This is a genomic window from Aestuariivirga sp. (genome assembly GCF_044238155.1).
GTDB lineage: Bacteria > Pseudomonadota > Alphaproteobacteria > Rhizobiales > Aestuariivirgaceae > Aestuariivirga.
On record NZ_JBIIDX010000093.1, the window covers coordinates 1 to 14,456 of the forward strand.

At 64.0% G+C, this 14,456-nt stretch carries 15 protein-coding genes; 8 read left to right on the forward strand and 7 right to left on the reverse strand.

Going from position 1 to position 14,456, the window contains the following annotated elements:
• Positions 1 to 24: 24 nt before the first annotated feature.
• From ACILRN_RS10705 to ACILRN_RS10725, 5 genes are all read right to left on the reverse strand, one after another.
• Positions 25 to 1,188: an acyl-CoA dehydrogenase family protein gene (locus ACILRN_RS10705; RefSeq protein WP_395688143.1), complete on the reverse strand. Its 1,164-nt coding sequence runs from the start codon at positions 1,186 to 1,188 to the stop codon at positions 25 to 27.
• An 8-nt stretch (positions 1,189 to 1,196) separates the two neighbouring features.
• Positions 1,197 to 1,967 carry an SDR family oxidoreductase gene (locus tag ACILRN_RS10710; protein WP_395688145.1) on the reverse strand — a complete coding sequence of 257 codons (771 nt, stop codon included), beginning with the start codon at positions 1,965 to 1,967 and terminating at the stop codon, positions 1,197 to 1,199.
• Between the two features lie 30 nt (positions 1,968 to 1,997).
• Positions 1,998 to 3,017, reverse strand: coding sequence for a 3-hydroxyacyl-CoA dehydrogenase NAD-binding domain-containing protein (locus tag ACILRN_RS10715; protein WP_395688147.1), 1,020 nt, complete (start codon positions 3,015 to 3,017; stop codon positions 1,998 to 2,000).
• 1 nt (position 3,018) lies between these two features.
• The gene (locus tag ACILRN_RS10720) at positions 3,019 to 3,912 is read right to left on the reverse strand and encodes a 3-keto-5-aminohexanoate cleavage protein (protein ID WP_395688149.1); all 894 of its coding nucleotides are present in this window, start codon (positions 3,910 to 3,912) and stop codon (positions 3,019 to 3,021) included.
• A gap of 106 nt (positions 3,913 to 4,018) precedes the next feature.
• Positions 4,019 to 4,435 carry a DUF4864 domain-containing protein gene (locus tag ACILRN_RS10725; RefSeq protein WP_395688151.1) on the reverse strand — a complete coding sequence of 139 codons (417 nt, stop codon included), beginning with the start codon at positions 4,433 to 4,435 and terminating at the stop codon, positions 4,019 to 4,021.
• Between the two features lie 257 nt (positions 4,436 to 4,692).
• On the opposite strand from ACILRN_RS10725, the gene ACILRN_RS10730 reads away from it, so the two are divergent.
• The 8 genes from ACILRN_RS10730 (at position 4,693) to ACILRN_RS10765 (ending at position 13,243) form a co-directional block, all read left to right on the forward strand.
• Positions 4,693 to 5,157: a (2Fe-2S)-binding protein gene (locus tag ACILRN_RS10730; RefSeq protein ID WP_395688153.1), complete on the forward strand. Its 465-nt coding sequence runs from the start codon at positions 4,693 to 4,695 to the stop codon at positions 5,155 to 5,157.
• An 18-nt stretch (positions 5,158 to 5,175) separates the two neighbouring features.
• The gene (locus ACILRN_RS10735; RefSeq protein WP_395688155.1) at positions 5,176 to 7,542 is read left to right on the forward strand and encodes a xanthine dehydrogenase family protein molybdopterin-binding subunit; all 2,367 of its coding nucleotides are present in this window, start codon (positions 5,176 to 5,178) and stop codon (positions 7,540 to 7,542) included.
• Between the two features lie 18 nt (positions 7,543 to 7,560).
• Entirely contained in the window at positions 7,561 to 8,352 is a 792-nt protein-coding gene (locus ACILRN_RS10740; RefSeq protein WP_395688157.1) for an FAD binding domain-containing protein, read from the forward strand.
• Positions 8,353 to 8,442: 90 nt separating this feature from the next.
• A complete protein-coding gene (locus tag ACILRN_RS10745; protein WP_395688160.1) occupies positions 8,443 to 9,366 on the forward strand; it encodes an AAA family ATPase in 924 nt (307 codons plus the stop codon).
• Positions 9,363 to 10,622 carry a VWA domain-containing protein gene (locus ACILRN_RS10750; protein WP_395688162.1) on the forward strand — a complete coding sequence of 420 codons (1,260 nt, stop codon included), beginning with the start codon at positions 9,363 to 9,365 and terminating at the stop codon, positions 10,620 to 10,622. Before ACILRN_RS10745 ends, ACILRN_RS10750 begins: the two co-directional genes overlap by 4 nt.
• Positions 10,623 to 10,632: 10 nt before the next feature.
• Positions 10,633 to 10,956, forward strand: a complete 324-nt coding sequence (locus ACILRN_RS10755; protein ID WP_395688164.1) for an XdhC family protein — start codon at positions 10,633 to 10,635, stop codon at positions 10,954 to 10,956.
• Positions 10,953 to 11,621, forward strand: a complete 669-nt coding sequence (locus ACILRN_RS10760) for an XdhC family protein (RefSeq protein ID WP_395688166.1) — start codon at positions 10,953 to 10,955, stop codon at positions 11,619 to 11,621. Before ACILRN_RS10755 ends, ACILRN_RS10760 begins: the two co-directional genes overlap by 4 nt.
• A 2-nt stretch (positions 11,622 to 11,623) precedes the next feature.
• A complete protein-coding gene (locus ACILRN_RS10765; protein WP_395688168.1) occupies positions 11,624 to 13,243 on the forward strand; it encodes an NTP transferase domain-containing protein in 1,620 nt (539 codons plus the stop codon).
• Here ACILRN_RS10765 and radC read toward each other — a convergent pair.
• Positions 13,215 to 13,919 carry a DNA repair protein RadC gene (gene radC, locus ACILRN_RS10770; protein ID WP_395688170.1) on the reverse strand — a complete coding sequence of 235 codons (705 nt, stop codon included), beginning with the start codon at positions 13,917 to 13,919 and terminating at the stop codon, positions 13,215 to 13,217. The two genes, ACILRN_RS10765 and radC, sit on opposite strands and share 29 nt — an antisense overlap.
• 6 nt (positions 13,920 to 13,925) lie before the next feature.
• Positions 13,926 to 14,456 (reverse strand): type I methionyl aminopeptidase (gene map / locus ACILRN_RS10775; RefSeq protein WP_395688171.1); only part of this gene is annotated, 531 nt, incomplete at its 5' end.

Sequence of the window (14,456 nt, forward strand, 5' to 3'; positions counted from 1 at the left end):
GGACACTGGAGGCGCGTATTCATCCTATCCGCCCAGCGGCCGGAGCAGCGCGCGGGAAATGATATGGCGCTGGATTTCGCTGGTTCCCTCCCAGATGCGCTCGACGCGCGCGTCGCGCCAGATGCGTTCGAGCGGGAGGTCCGACATCAGCCCCATGCCGCCATGAATCTGGATCGCCTCGTCGGCGACGAAGGCCAGCATCTCGGTGGCCTTGAGCTTGGCCATGGCCATGTCCATGTCGGTTACCGTCTTCTGGTCGAATTTCCACGCCGCCTCGAGCGTGAGTAGTTCCGCCGCCTTGAGCTCCATCGCCATGTCGGCAAGCTTGAAGGACACGCCCTGGAACTTGCCGATCTGCTGGCCGAACTGCTGACGGTCCACCGCCCATTGCTTGGCATGCTCGAGCGCGCGCTCGGCACGGCCAATGCAGGTGGCGGCGACTTGAAGCCTGGTTGCACCCAGCCAGTCATTGGCCACCTCGAAGCCCTTGTGCAACTCGCCCAGAATCTGGCTCTTGTGCACCCGGCAATCGCTGAACTCCAAGATAGAGTTGTTGTAACCGCGGTGCGACACGTTGCGATAGCCTTTGCGCACGGTAAAGCCCGGCGTTCCCATGTCGATCAGGAAGGCGGTGATCAGCTTCTTCCTGCCGCGCGGTGTTTCCTCCTCGCCGGTTGCGGCAAACAGGATGACGAAGCTCGCCTCATCGGCATGGCTGATGAAGTGCTTGGTGCCATTGATGACGAAATCATCGCCGTCGGCGCGTGCGAAAGTCTTCATGCCGCGCACGTCAGAGCCAACGCCGGGCTCGGTCATGGCCAGGCAGTCGGCCTTCTCGCCGCGCACGCTGGGAAAGAGGTACTTCTCGCGTTGAGCTCCCACGCAGGCCATCAGGATGTTGGAGGGCCTGGCGACACAGGTCCAGTGCAGCGCGTAGTTGGCGCGGCCCAGTTCCTTCTCGTAGAGAACCCAGGTCAGCGTATCGAGGCCGGCGCCTCCGACCTCGGCTGGCATGTTGGCGGCATAGAGCCCCGCTGCAATTGCCTTCTGCCTGATCGTATCACGCAGCTCGGGGCGCAGCACTCCCGTCTCCTCGATCTCGGCTTCATGCGGATAGAGTTCGTTGACGACGAAATCTCGCGTCGTCTTGACGATCATCTGCTGCTCTTCGGAAAGCGAAAAATCCATGCCAGCGCTCACTTGATGTGGAAGGTCTCGACATGGCCGTCGATGGCGATGTCCTGACCATTGATCATGAAGGCTTGCGGCGAGGCAAGGAACACCGCGAGGGCTGCCACCTCATGAGCCTCCGTGAGGCGCTCGAGCGACTGGTTGCCGACGATCTCGCGCGCCACCACCTCGAAGGGAACGCCGCGGACATCCGCCTCGCCCTGGATCACCCGGTTGATCCGGTCGCCCTTCACCGAGCCAGGGCAGATGGCGTTGCAGCGCGCATTGTAGCGGCCAAGTTCGATGGCCAGCGACTTGGTGAGGCCGATGACGCCCCACTTGGCGGCGGCGTAGGGCGTGCGGTTGCCGAAGCCGTGCTGACCGGCGTTCGACGACATGTTGATGATGCAGCCTGATTTCTGCGCCTTCATGACAGGCGCGGCGCGCCTGGCGCACAGGAAGTAGGAGTCGAGGCAGACCTCGAGGCACTCGCGCCAGCCCGCGAGGTCAATGCCTTCGACGGGCGAGGTCGGGCCCTTGATGCCGGCATTGTTGACCAGCACGTCGAGCCCGCCCAGATCATCCAGCGCATCGTCGAACCAGGCGTTGATCTCGCCTTCATTGCGGACATTCACCCGGCTGGCCGCGATATCCGGGAAATCGGCGCGGAACTGCGAGAGGGCGGCCTCGTTCACGTCACAGATATGGACCCGCGCGCCCTCATGGGCAAAGGCCCGGGCGATTTCCTTGCCAATCCCGTCTGCTGCGGCCGTTATCATCACGCGTTGCTGCGGCATGTCATTCTCCCTGTGTGATGGCCACCGCCGTCACTTGCGTTTATTCTTTCCGGCCTTGCGGGCCGTCTTCTCGCGTTCCAGCACCAGGCCGCTGCCGATCTTGTGCTTGCGGAACACTTTCATCATGTCGACCAGCACGGCGTTGCGCTTGGCCTCGATCGCGGCAACGCTTCTGCCGCCAGCCTGCGCTTCGCAGCCTTCGACCAGGCGCTTCTCCAGCGTCTCGTTCCATTTCGGGAACTTGAGGTCGGTCCAGTCGAGTTCCAGCGTCGGGTCGAACTGCTTGATGAAGTCGCGCATGCCGCCGGGGCCGCCCGCCAGATGATAGGTGAGGAAGGAGCCCATGAAGGCCCAGCGCATGCCGGCGGAATAGACAATCGAATCGTCAATGTCGCCGGTGGTGCCGATGTCCTTGTTGAGGATGTGCAGCGCCTCGCGCCACAGGGCTTCCTGCAGCCGGTCGCAGATATAGCCCATGATCTCCTTCTTGAGGCGCAGCACATGCATGCCGATCGACTCGAAATATTCGCCGGCGCGGTCCATGACCTGGGCCGAGGTCTTGGCGCCCGGCACCGTCTCCACGAGCGGCAAGAGATAGACCGGGTTGAAAGGATGCCCGATGATCACCCGGTCGGGGTGCTTGCACTTGCTCTGCAGGTTGGACGGCAGGAAGCCCGATGAGGACGATGCAATAATCACATGCGGCGCGGCGATGGCGTCGATGTCACGGAACAGTCTGATCTTGAGGTCCTCGCGTTCCGGTGCGGCCTCATGGATGAAGTCGGCCTTTGAGGCCATCTCCTTGAGGTCGGTGGTGAAGCGAAGCTTGCCCTTCTTCTTCGGCTTTCCCAGCAGCGCTTCCAGCGATGGCCAGGCGGTCTTGATCTGGGCTTTGAGTTTTGCTTCCGCGCTGGGCGAGACGTCATAGGCGATGACGTCGAAGCCGCGGAACAGGAGCCGTGCGGCCCATCCCGCACCGATAAGGCCGGTTCCTGCGATTCCGACGGTCTTGATTGTCTTGGTCTTGGTCTTGGTCGGGGGCCTGGCCATGTCAGTTCTTCCTGGGGCTGAGTTTCAGGATCGCGCGGCCGTCGTCCGGCGAGGCGACCTTGCTACCAAGAATTTCGATGATCTTCACCGCCTTCTCGACCAGCGTGCCGTTGGAGGCATAGACGCCCTTCTCGAGCCAGAGATTGTCCTCGAGGCCAACCCGTACATGGCCGCCGAGCAGAACAGCCTGCGCCACCGCCGGAAACTCGTTGCGGCCGATGCCGAAGGCCGCCCAGATCGCATCCTTCGGGAGCTGCGCCTTCTGATAGGCCATGGTTTCGCTGTCATAGGGTGCCCCCCAGGGAATGCCGAGACACAGCTGGAACAGGGGCGGCCCCTCGACAAGTCCTTCGGCGCAGAGCTGTTTGGCAAACCAGAGATTGCCGGAATCAAAGATTTCCATTTCAGGTTTCACGCCGTAGGACTTGATCAGCCTGGCCTGTTCGCGGAGCTGAGTGGGGGTCTGCACGACAATGGCATTGCCGTCGCCGAAATTGAGGGTGCCGCAATCGAGCGTGCAGATTTCCGGGCGCAATTCCTTCACATGGATCAACCGCTCCTCCGGTCCCACGCAATCGGTCCCCGGCCCGAAGTCGAGCGGCTTCTCGCCGGCGCCGACTTCCACATCACCGCCCATGCCGGCGGTCAGGTTGATGATGACCTCCTTGTTGCGGTCACGGATACGCTCCATCACCTCGCGGTAGTAGGCCACCTTGCGTGAGCCCTTGCCGGTTGAAGGCTCGCGCACATGGCAATGCACCACGGTGGCCCCGGCGCTTGCCGCCTCAAGGGCGGAATTGGCGATCTGCTCCGGCGTCACCGGTATGGCTGGGTGCTTGCCGACGGTGTCGCCCGCGCCGGTGACTGCACAGGTTATGATGACTTTGGGCTGCATGGGCCTACTCCTGTTTCCGGGGCAGGAACCTAGGCGCTTACGCTATCAGCCGATAGGGATTTTTCGCCATGGGTCGTCCATTTTCCGTCATGGCGGATATGGGCGGTCAGGTGTTGAGGTCCGGTGCCCGGACCAGAGCGCAGCCGCTGATCTGCCAGCTGCCATCGGGCTGAAGCTCGAAACTGTAGAGCGCCTCATAGGTCAGGCCGTCGGGCCCGAGTATGGTGACCTTCTGGAACGGACGCCCGTCGGCGCTGGTGCCGGCTTCGCCGAAAGACAGCGACTGCGGCCGATAGACGGGCTGGTAGCCGCGCCGCACCATGTCCATGAAGATCTCGGCGGTCGGGAAGATCTGGCGAATTGACGGGCTGGCATAGCCATAGGCGCGCTGCCCGTCATCGGCCTGGAATGCCTCGATCTGGGCGCTGATCACGGCCCGGAAGGTCGCCGTGTCGACGTCTTCAGCAGCAGCCGGCGAAACCAGCAGCAACATCGCAAGGACCAGACCAGCCAGCTGACGCATCAATGCCTCCAATTTTTGAACACCAGTGGTTACGGGGCTGCGGGGACGGCGGTTCAGCGCTCGGTGTGCGGCGCAACAAAACCGGGCAGGGCGGATTGTGCTTGGCGGGCCAATCGCCGCACTTGACGGTGGTGAAATCGCGGATGAGTATGAGCGAGGGATTACGATTAGAAGAAGCGCCCCGGCCGGGGCCGTGTGCCGACGTCCATCTGGCACCCGTGGCCCGGCTGAGCGCAGTTCAATTCCGGGAGGATAGGATGCCTGCAATCTCGATGAAGGTGAATGGTCAGGCGGTGTGCGGTGAGGTTGAAGGCCGCACGCTGCTGGTTGAGTTCATCCGCGACAAGCTCGGTCTCACCGGCACGCATGTCGGCTGTGACACCAGCCAGTGTGGTGCCTGCGTGGTGCATGTGAATGGCAAGGCGGTGAAGGCCTGCACGGCTCTGGCCATTGCCCATGACGGGGCTGATGTGACCACCATCGAGGGTCTGGCGTCCAACGGGAAGCTGCATCCGATGCAGGAGGCCTTCCGCGAGCATCACGGTCTGCAGTGCGGCTTCTGCACGCCCGGCATGATCATGGCCGCCGTCGACATGGTCAATCGCCTTGGCAAGACGCTCGACGAGGACACCATCCGGCACGAGCTGGAAGGAAACATCTGCCGCTGCACCGGCTACCACAACATCGTCGCCGCCGTCAGGGCTGGCGCGGCCAACATGTGATCAGGGGAGAAGCAAGCTATGGATAACGGAACCGGCATCGGCGCCCGCGTCAAGCGCAAGGAAGATCAGCGCTTCATCACTGGCAAAGGCAATTACACCGACGACATCAACCTGCCGAAGCAGACCTATGCCTATTTCGTGCGCAGTCCGCACGCCCACGCCGCCATCAAGAAGATCGACACCGCCAAGGCCCGCAAGATGCCGGGCGTGGTCGGAGTGTTCACCGGTGAAGACGTGGCTGCCGACAAGATCGGCGGATTGATCTGCGGCTGGATGATTCACTCCAAGGACGGCTCGCCCATGAAGGCGGGTCCGCACCCGATCCTTGCGATGGGCAAGGTCCGCTACGTCGGTGACCATGTGGCCGTCGTCGTGGCCGAGACCAAGGAGCTTGCCAAGGCCGCGGCCCACGCCGTGGACGTTAGCTATGACGTGCTGCCGCATGTTGTGGATGTCGCCGAGGCGATGGGCCACAAGGCACAGGTCCACGAGGTCGCCCCGGACAATCGGGTGTTCAACTGGTCGATCGGCGACCAGGCGGCAACCGACGCCGCCTTCAAGTCGGCGGCCCACGTCACCAAGATCGATCTCGTCAACAACCGGCTCATTCCCAATGCCATGGAGCCACGTGCCGCGATCGGTTCCTATGACACCGGCACCGAAGTCTACACCCTGTATACGACCAGCCAGAATCCGCATGTGGCGCGTCTTGTGATCTCGGCCTTCCACGGCCTGACGTCGGAGAACAAGCTTCGCGTCATCGCGCCGGACGTGGGCGGCGGCTTTGGATCCAAGATTTTCATCTATGCCGAGGAGGTCGTCTGCGCCTGGGCCTCGAAGAAGATCGGCGGCCGTCCCATCAAGTGGACGGCGGAGCGCTCCGAAAGCTTCCTCTGCGATGCTCATGGCCGTGATCATGTGACCCACGCCGAACTGGCCACCGATGCCAGCGGCAAGATCACCGGGTTCCGGGTTCATACCAAGGCGGCGATGGGCGCCTATCTTTCCACCTTCGCCTCCTGCGTGCCGACCTATCTCTACGCCACGCTGCTGTCGGGCCAGTACAACATCCCGAACATCTACGCGGAGGTGGATGCGATCTACACCAACACTGCCCCCGTCGATGCCTATCGCGGTGCCGGCCGCCCCGAGGCCACCTACGTGGTCGAACGTATCGTCGAGACGGCAGCGCGTGAACTGAAGATGGACCCGGCGGAATTCCGCCGCCGGAACTTCGTCACCTCCTTCCCGCACCAGACGCCGGTCATCCTGTGTTATGACGCAGGCGATTACGGTGCTTCCCTCGACAAGGCGCTGGAAATCGCCGATTACAAGGGCTTTCCGGCCCGCAAGGCGGATGCCGCGAAGAGGGGCAAGCTGCGTGGCATCGGCTTCTCGTCCTACATCGAGGCCTGCGGCCTCGCGCCGTCGGCGGCGGTTGGCTCGCTCGGTGCCGGTGTCGGCCTGTGGGAGTCGGCTGAGGTGCGCGTCAATCCGGTCGGCACGGTAGAAGTGCTCACCGGCTCGCACAGCCACGGCCAGGGCCACGAGACGACCTTCGCACAACTTGTCTCCGACCGGCTCGGCATCGACATCAACAACGTGTCGATCGTTCATGGCGACACCGACAAGGTGCAGTTCGGCATGGGCACCTATGGCTCGCGCTCGGGTGCTGTCGGCATGACGGCCATTGCCAAGGCGCTCGACAAGATCGAGGCCAAGGCCAAGCGCGTCGCTGCGGCTGTCATGGAGGCCTCGGTCAATGACGTCGAGTTCAAGAACGGCACCTTCACCGTCAAGGGCACCGACAAGAAGATGGCCTTCGGTGAAGTGGCGCTGTCTGCCTATGTCGCCCACAAGTTCAACTCGGCCGAGATCGAGCCGGGCCTCAAGGAGGCTGCCTTCCACGATCCGTCGAACTTCGTGTTCCCGGCGGGTGTGCACATCGCCGAGCTCGAGATCGACCCCGATACCGGCGTCACTGACGTGGTGAGCTACACGGCCGTGGATGATTTCGGAAATATCATCAACCCGATGATCGTCGAGGGCCAGGTGCATGGCGGCATCGCCCAGGGCATCGGCCAGGCGCTGACCGAGGGCTGCGTCTATGACAAGGCCTCCGGGCAGCTGCTCACCGGCTCCTACATGGACTATCAGATGCCGCGGGCAGCCGACATTCCATCCTTCAAGGTGGACTTCACCTGCACGCCCAGTCCGTCCAATCCGCTCGGCGTGAAGGGCTGCGGCGAGGCGGGTGCGATTGCATCGCCGGCGGCCATCATGAATGCCGTCACCGATGCCCTCGGTGTCCGGGACGTGCCGATGCCGGCCACGCCGCATGTGGTTTGGAAGGCGTTGCAGCCGCTCAAGAAGGCTGCGGAATAAGGCAGGAGGAACAGGAAAATGGAAAACTTCACCTATCACCGTCCTGCCTCGGCTGCCGATGCAGCCGCCGCGATGAAGGCTGCCAGCGATGGAAAATATCTCTCCGGTGGCCAGACTCTGATCCCGGCGCTGAAGCAGGGGCTTGCTTCACCCTCCGACATCATCGATCTCGGTGGCCTCAAGAACAGTGGCGTCAGCGTTGGCGCCACTGTGGTCATCAAGGCTGGTACCACCCATGCCGAAGTGGCCGGAGACGCAGGGCTCAGGAAGGCGATCCCCGGGCTTGCGGCGCTGGCTGGCGGCATTGGCGATCCGCATGTGCGGCACAGGGGAACCATTGGCGGCTCCGTTGCCAACAATGACCCGGCAGCTGACTATCCCGCTGCCTGCCTTGGTCTGGGCGCCACCATCCACACCTCCAAACGCAAGATCGCCGCGGGTGATTTCTTCACCGGCATGTTTTCGACCGCGCTCGAGGACGGTGAGATCATCACGGCAATCGAGTTTCCTATTCCGAAGAAGTGCGGCTACGCCAAGTTCCCCAACCCTGCGTCGCTTTATGCGATGGTGGGCGTAATGGCCGCCCAGCTCGCCGACGGGTCGGCGCGGGTGGCGGTGACGGGGGCCGGCGCCGGCGTGTTCCGGGTGGCGGCAATGGAAGCGGCCTTGTCGAAGAATTTCGCGAGCGCCGCCTTGAATGGCGTGTCCGTACCCGCCAAGGGGCTCAACAGCGACCTGCACGCCTCGGCTGACTATCGTGCGCATTTGATCACGGTCATGGCCAAGCGGGCTGTCGACGCGGCGAAGTAGACGCGGCATTGGCGCCAATGGAGGGCCCGCGCAGACTGCCGCGGGCCCTTTTCGTTGAGCGCCGCCCGCCCGGATCCCAGGATGATGCAGATGTTGAGAAAACCGCCGGAAAGCATTGACGAGACATTGGAGCTGTTACGGTCAACCGGCTATGTCGCCGGGCGTGACCTGGCAACTGTTGCCTTTCTGGCGCTCAAGATGGGCCGCCCGCTGTTCCTTGAAGGCGAGGCAGGCGTCGGCAAGACAGAGATCGCCAAGGTTCTCGCCCAGACGCTTGGCCGCAAGCTGATCCGGCTGCAGTGTTACGAAGGTCTCGATATCAGTTCCGCGGTCTATGAATGGAACTATTCCGCCCAGATGATCGAGATCCGGCTTGCCGAGGCCAGTGGCGAACTGGACCGGGCCCGGCTTGGCCAGGACATATTTTCCGAGCGCTTCCTGATCCGGCGGGCGCTGCTGCAGGCCCTCGATGCACCAAGCGGCGAGGCCCCGGTCCTGCTGATCGATGAGCTCGACCGGACGGATGAGGCCTTCGAGGCCTTTCTCCTTGAGGTCCTGTCCGATTTTCAGGTGACGGTGCCGGAACTGGGCACGATCCGCGCGGAGGAGCCGCCGATCGTTATCATCACCTCGAACCGCACGCGTGAAGTCCATGATGCGCTGAAGCGCCGCTGCCTCTATCATTGGGTTGGCTATCCTGATGCTCTGCGCGAGCTGGAGATCGTCAAGGCGCGGCGCCCGCAGGCATCCGACGCGCTTGCCCGCGAGGTCGTGCTGTTCGTACGGTCTTTGCGTGCCGGCGACCTCTACAAGGCTCCCGGCGTGGCCGAGACGCTGGACTGGGTGACCGCCCTGCACGAGCTGGACGCCATGTCGCTCGACCCCCAGATCGTCAACGACACGCTCGGCGTGCTGCTGAAATATCAGGATGACATCAGCCGCATGCAGGGCTCCGAGGCCAAGCGCATCCTCGATCAGATCAAGGACGAGATCCGCACCATGGCGCATACATGACGCCAGGCGCTCCCTTCGCGCCGCCCGCCAACCAGAACCAGCGCCCGCCGTCGGGCAGGCTGGCCGAGAACATCATGCATTTTGCCCGCGTGCTGCGAGAGGCTGGCATTCCAGTGGGACCCGGTGCCGTGCTTGATGCGCTGGATGCGGCGATGAGCGGGCCCCTGCGCACGCGCGATGATTTTTACTGGACGCTGCATGCCGTGTTCGTGAAGCGGCGCGACCAGCGCGAACTCTTCGACCAGGCCTTTCATGTGTTCTGGAAGAAGCCAAAGATGCTGGAGCAGCTGATGCAGCTGTTCTTCCACCAGGCAGCCCGCGATGTCGGCGAGAAGGCCAGAAAGGCGGGCTTCAGGAGGCTGGCCGAGGCGATGTTCGACAGCCGCGACAGCCAGAGTTCGAAGCGCGACAGCAAGGATGACATCGACGTCGACGCCAGCTTCACCGCGTCGGCCGACGAGGTGCTGCGCCGCAAGGACTTCGAGCAGATGACGGTGGCCGAGCAGGCGCAGGCCCGCGCGGCAATCGCCAGGCTCCGTCTGCGGCGCAGCGAGATCATGACGAGGCGCTGGCAGCCCGCCTCGCGCGGGCTTTCCATCGACATGCGGCGCACGCTGAGGAACTCGCTGCGGGCCGGCGGCCAGCTGATCGACCTCTCGCACCGCGAGAAATCCTGGCGCGAGCCGCCGCTCGTGGTGCTTTGCGACATTTCGGGGTCGTGCTCGAACTACTCGCGCATGTTCCTGCAGTTCCTGCATGCGCTGAGCAATGAGCGTGACCGGGTGCAGGTCTTTCTGTTCGGAACGAGGCTCACCAACGTGACGCGGGAGCTGAGGCGCCGGGACGTCGACGAGGCCATGGCCAAGGTATCGGGAGCGGTCAAGGACTGGTCTGGCGGAACTCGCATCGGAACCTCCCTGCGCGAATTCAATTACAGCTGGGCCCGCCGCGTGCTGACCCAGGGTGCTGAGGTCATGATCATGACCGACGGGCTCGACCGCGAGGATACCGATACGCTGGCCCATGAGATGCAACGGCTTCGGCGTCAGACCAAACGGATCATCTGGCTCAACCCGCTGCTGCGCTATGATGGTTTCGAAGCCGTGGCGGGCGGCATCCGGGCGATGATGCCGCATGTCGATGAGTTTCGTCCGGTCCACTCGCTTGACAGTCTTGCGGATCTGGCCACCGCCCTGACGGCGGCTTCGCCCGCGGGCGCTGAGCCGCGCAGATGGCTGCGCAGGGCAGGGAAATAGGAGGTCCGCCATGGCTGCATCCGATCACACCATCCTTGAGCAGACGGCGCGCTGGCTGCAGGAGGGCCGCAAGGTTGCGCTTGCGACCGTCGTTGAAACCTGGGGATCAGCCCCGCAGCCGCTCGGCAGCCAGCTCGCCATCGATGCCGATGGCAATTTCATCGGCTCGGTTTCGGGTGGTTGCGTCGAGGGTGCGGTGGTGACGGAGGCGATCGATGTCATCGCGTCCGGCCAGCCCAGGCTCTTGCAGTTCGGTGTTGCGGATGAAACGGCCTGGAAGGTGGGACTCGCCTGCGGTGGCCGCATTTCCGTTTATGTGGAGCCGGTGCGGTGAAGCGCGAGGTTCTGGATGCTCTCCTTGACGCCCGCGCCAGCCGCCGTGCGGTGGCGCTGGTCACTGACCTTGCCAGCGGTGCGCAGCGGCTGGTGGAGCGGTCCGCGCTGACGGCAGATCCGCTTGCAGCGAAGCTTGAGGACGCCTTTCGCTTCGATCAGTCGGGCAGCCATGACGGCCAGTTCGTCAATGTCTTCAATCCGCCCCTGCGGCTGATCATCATCGGGGCGGTTCACATTGCCCAGAGCGTGATACCGATCGCCCAGCAATTGGGCTATGACATCACCGTGATCGACCCGCGCGGCGCCTTTGCCACCGGCGCGCGTTTTCCGGGCGTCACGCTTCGTGCCGACTGGCCGGATGAGATCATGCCCGGCATCGGCCTTGACCCGAGAACGGCTGTGATGGCTCTCACCCATGATCCCAAGATCGATGATCCGGCGCTGAAGGCTGCGCTGACCTCCGACGTGTTCTATGTCGGCGCGCTGGGCTCGCGGAAAACTCAGGCGTCGCGGCTCGAGAGGCTTGCCGCCGCGGGCTTCCCTGAAGATACGCTGCGGCGCATCCGCGGGCCGATCGGGCTGGCGATTGGTGCGCGGGGTGCGCCGGAAATCGCGGTGTCGATCATGGCAGACGTGACGCGCGCCCTGCGTCTCGGGGAGTAAGCATGATCTTCGGGGAAATGCCGCTCAACGAGTCCGCAGGCGCGATCCTCGCTCATGCCGTCAAGCATCGGGACGGAATGTTCAAGAAGGGCCGGGTGCTGACCCGCGATGACATCGTCCTGCTCGAGGCTGCCGGTGTGGCGCGGGTCTTCGCGGCACGGCTCGAGCCTGGTGACGTGCCCGAAGACGAAGCCGCAGCGGCCGTGGCAGCGGTTCTGGGCGGCGAAGGCACGCTGGCGCAGGCGCCCTTCACCGGCAGGGCCAATCTCTATGCCAGCTGCAGGGGGCTGGCGCTGGTCGATGCCGCGCGCGTCACGGCACTGAACCGGCTCGATGAAAGCCTCACCCTTGCCACCGTGCCGCCCTTTGCCAGTGTCGATGGACGCGAAATGGTGGCCACGGTGAAGGTCATTCCCTTCGCGGTTCCGCGCCGGGTGCTGGACGATGCGCTGGCGATCATCGCAGAGCGGCCGCTGGTGCAGGTCAGGTCCTTTCGGGAGAAGCGGGTCGGCCTCATCATCACACGGTTGCCTCAGACCAAGCCGGCGCTTCTGCTCAAGTCGGAGGAGGCGATGCGCGAGCGGGTATCGTCGCTGGGGGGCGCACTGTCGGCGGTGGCTGTGGTGGCTCACGACATCGCCAGCGTCGCGGAGGCGATTGCCGGGCAGCTGGCGGCCGGTGCCGAGCTGGTGCTCGTCTTCGGTGCGTCGGCCATCGTCGATCGTGGTGATGTCATTCCAATGGCGCTGCATCGCGCAGGAGGGCAGGTCGTGCATCTCGGCATGCCGGTGGATCCCGGCAACCTGATGATGTTCGGTGCCCTCGGGCCAGTGCCCGTGATCGGCGTTCCCTCCTGCGCGCGCTCGCCCAAGCTCAACGGGTTTGACTGGGTGCTGGCGCGTGTCATGGCGGATGTGCCGGTCAGCGCCCTCGACATCATGGACATGGGTGCAGGCGGCCTGCTTGCCGAAATTCCGACGCGGCCGGCCCCGCGCGAGGGCAAGGCCAGGGTGCAGCGCGCACCGCGGGTGGCGGCGGTGGTGCTGGCGGCCGGCCAGTCGAGCCGCATGGGTGAGAACAAGCTTCTGGCAGAACTCGGCGGGCAGCCGATGATCCGCCGCACGGTGGCGGCAATCCGGCAGGCCGTTGACCTCGCCGTGGTGGTCACTGGCCGCGATGCAGGCATGATCGGGCACGCTCTGGAGGGATTGCCGGTGCGGTTGGTGCACAACAGTGAGTTTGCGCAAGGCCTCTCGACCTCGCTGCGGGCCGGTGTCGCGGCTTTGCCGCCGGATACCGATGCCGTCCTGATCGCGCTGGGAGACATGCCGCTGGTTGACGCGCAGACGGTCCGGCGCCTGATCGCGGCCTATAATCCGGCCGAGCACCGCTCGATCTGTGTTCCGGTGTTCGGCGGCAGGCGCGGCAATCCGGTGCTGTGGGGGCGCCAGCATTTCGAGGCGCTGCAGTCGATGTCGGGCGATGCCGGCGCCCGCAGCCTTCTCGATGCGCTGGCCGACGAGAGTGTCGAGGTCGGCATGCCTGACGATGCCGTGCTGACCGATGTCGACACGCCCGAGGCGCTGGCGCGCCTCAGATCAGCCCATTCGACCGGAAACTGAAGCTTCCCTTCCGGCCAACGATGACATGGTCGTGGATGGTGAGGCCGAGCCGCTGGCCGGCATCGACGATCTTCTTGGTCATTTCAATGTCTGGCAGCGATGGCGCGGGATCCCCGGACGGGTGATTGTGGATCAGCACGATTGCCGAGGCGCCGAGCTCCAGGGCACGCTTGATGACCTCGCGGGTGTAGACGGGCGTGTGATCGACGGTGCCGTGCTGCTGCACCTCGTCGGCAATCAGCTGGTTCTTCTTGTCGAGGAACAGGATGCGGAACTGTTCGGTGTCGCTGAAGGCCATGGCGGCGCGGACATAGTCCAGAATGGCGTTCCAGCTCGACAGAAGCGGCCGGTTCAAGACCTCGCCGCGCATCAGCCGCATGGCTGCCGCATGCACGATCTTGATCTCGGTGGCAACCGCCTCGCCAACGCCTGCGACCTCCATCAACCGGTCGGGCGGCGCGCTCATCACCTCGGCAAAGCTTCCGAACCGGGTGATCAGCCGCTTGGCAAGCGGCTTCGTATCACCGCGCCGGATGGCCCGGTACAGAACCATTTCAAGCAGCTCGTAATCGGGAAGGGATTGTCCGCCATGTTCGCGAAATCGTTCTCGAAGGCGTTCACGGTGGCCGAGGAAGTGGGGAACGCCGTCATTTCCCGCGTCCTCGAACCCCGACATTGCCAACTAGATCCTGTAGGGCGGGTGATGCAGCCCGTTTGGCGACAGCGTGAAGATTTCAACACCAGTCTCCGTGACGCCCACCGTGTGCTCGAACTGGGCGGAGAGGGACTTGTCACGGGTGACCGCGGTCCAGCCGTCGCCCAGGATCTTCACATGCGGGCGCCCGAGATTGATCATTGGCTCAATGGTGAAGAACATGCCCGGTTTCAGCTCCACGCCCTCGCCCATGCGGCCGTAGTGGAGCACGTTGGGATGGTCATGGAAGTTGCGCCCGAGGCCGTGGCCGCAGAAATCGCGCACCACCGAACAGCGTTCGGCTTCCGCATGGCTCTGGATGGCATGGCCGACGTCGCCCAGATGGGCGCCGGGCTTGACCATGGCAATGCCGCGCATCAGACATTCATAGGTCACCTCGATCAGCCGCTCGGCCTTGCGGTTGATCTGGCCCACCGGATACATGCGGCTCGAATCGCCATGCCAGCCATCGACGATCAGGGTCACGTCGATGTTGACGATGTCGCCCTCGAGGAGCGG

What these genes read in the sequence shown, in the direction of transcription:
- ACILRN_RS10725 (WP_395688151.1), bottom strand. Translation starts at nt 4,435, where the DNA reads ATGCGTCAGCTGGCTGGTCTGGTCCTTGCGATGTTGCTGCTGGTTTCG.
- radC (WP_395688170.1), bottom strand. Translation starts at nt 13,919, where the DNA reads ATGTCGGGGTTCGAGGACGCGGGAAATGACGGCGTTCCCCACTTCCTC.
- ACILRN_RS10740 (WP_395688157.1), top strand. Translation starts at nt 7,561, where the DNA reads ATGGAAAACTTCACCTATCACCGTCCTGCCTCGGCTGCCGATGCAGCC.
- ACILRN_RS10750 (WP_395688162.1), top strand. Translation starts at nt 9,363, where the DNA reads ATGACGCCAGGCGCTCCCTTCGCGCCGCCCGCCAACCAGAACCAGCGC.
- ACILRN_RS10745 (WP_395688160.1), top strand. Translation starts at nt 8,443, where the DNA reads ATGTTGAGAAAACCGCCGGAAAGCATTGACGAGACATTGGAGCTGTTA.
- ACILRN_RS10710 (WP_395688145.1), bottom strand. Translation starts at nt 1,967, where the DNA reads ATGCCGCAGCAACGCGTGATGATAACGGCCGCAGCAGACGGGATTGGC.
- ACILRN_RS10730 (WP_395688153.1), top strand. Translation starts at nt 4,693, where the DNA reads ATGCCTGCAATCTCGATGAAGGTGAATGGTCAGGCGGTGTGCGGTGAG.
- ACILRN_RS10705 (WP_395688143.1), bottom strand. Translation starts at nt 1,188, where the DNA reads ATGGATTTTTCGCTTTCCGAAGAGCAGCAGATGATCGTCAAGACGACG.
- ACILRN_RS10715 (WP_395688147.1), bottom strand. Translation starts at nt 3,017, where the DNA reads ATGGCCAGGCCCCCGACCAAGACCAAGACCAAGACAATCAAGACCGTC.
- ACILRN_RS10755 (WP_395688164.1), top strand. Translation starts at nt 10,633, where the DNA reads ATGGCTGCATCCGATCACACCATCCTTGAGCAGACGGCGCGCTGGCTG.
- ACILRN_RS10765 (WP_395688168.1), top strand. Translation starts at nt 11,624, where the DNA reads ATGATCTTCGGGGAAATGCCGCTCAACGAGTCCGCAGGCGCGATCCTC.
- ACILRN_RS10735 (WP_395688155.1), top strand. Translation starts at nt 5,176, where the DNA reads ATGGATAACGGAACCGGCATCGGCGCCCGCGTCAAGCGCAAGGAAGAT.
- ACILRN_RS10720 (WP_395688149.1), bottom strand. Translation starts at nt 3,912, where the DNA reads ATGCAGCCCAAAGTCATCATAACCTGTGCAGTCACCGGCGCGGGCGAC.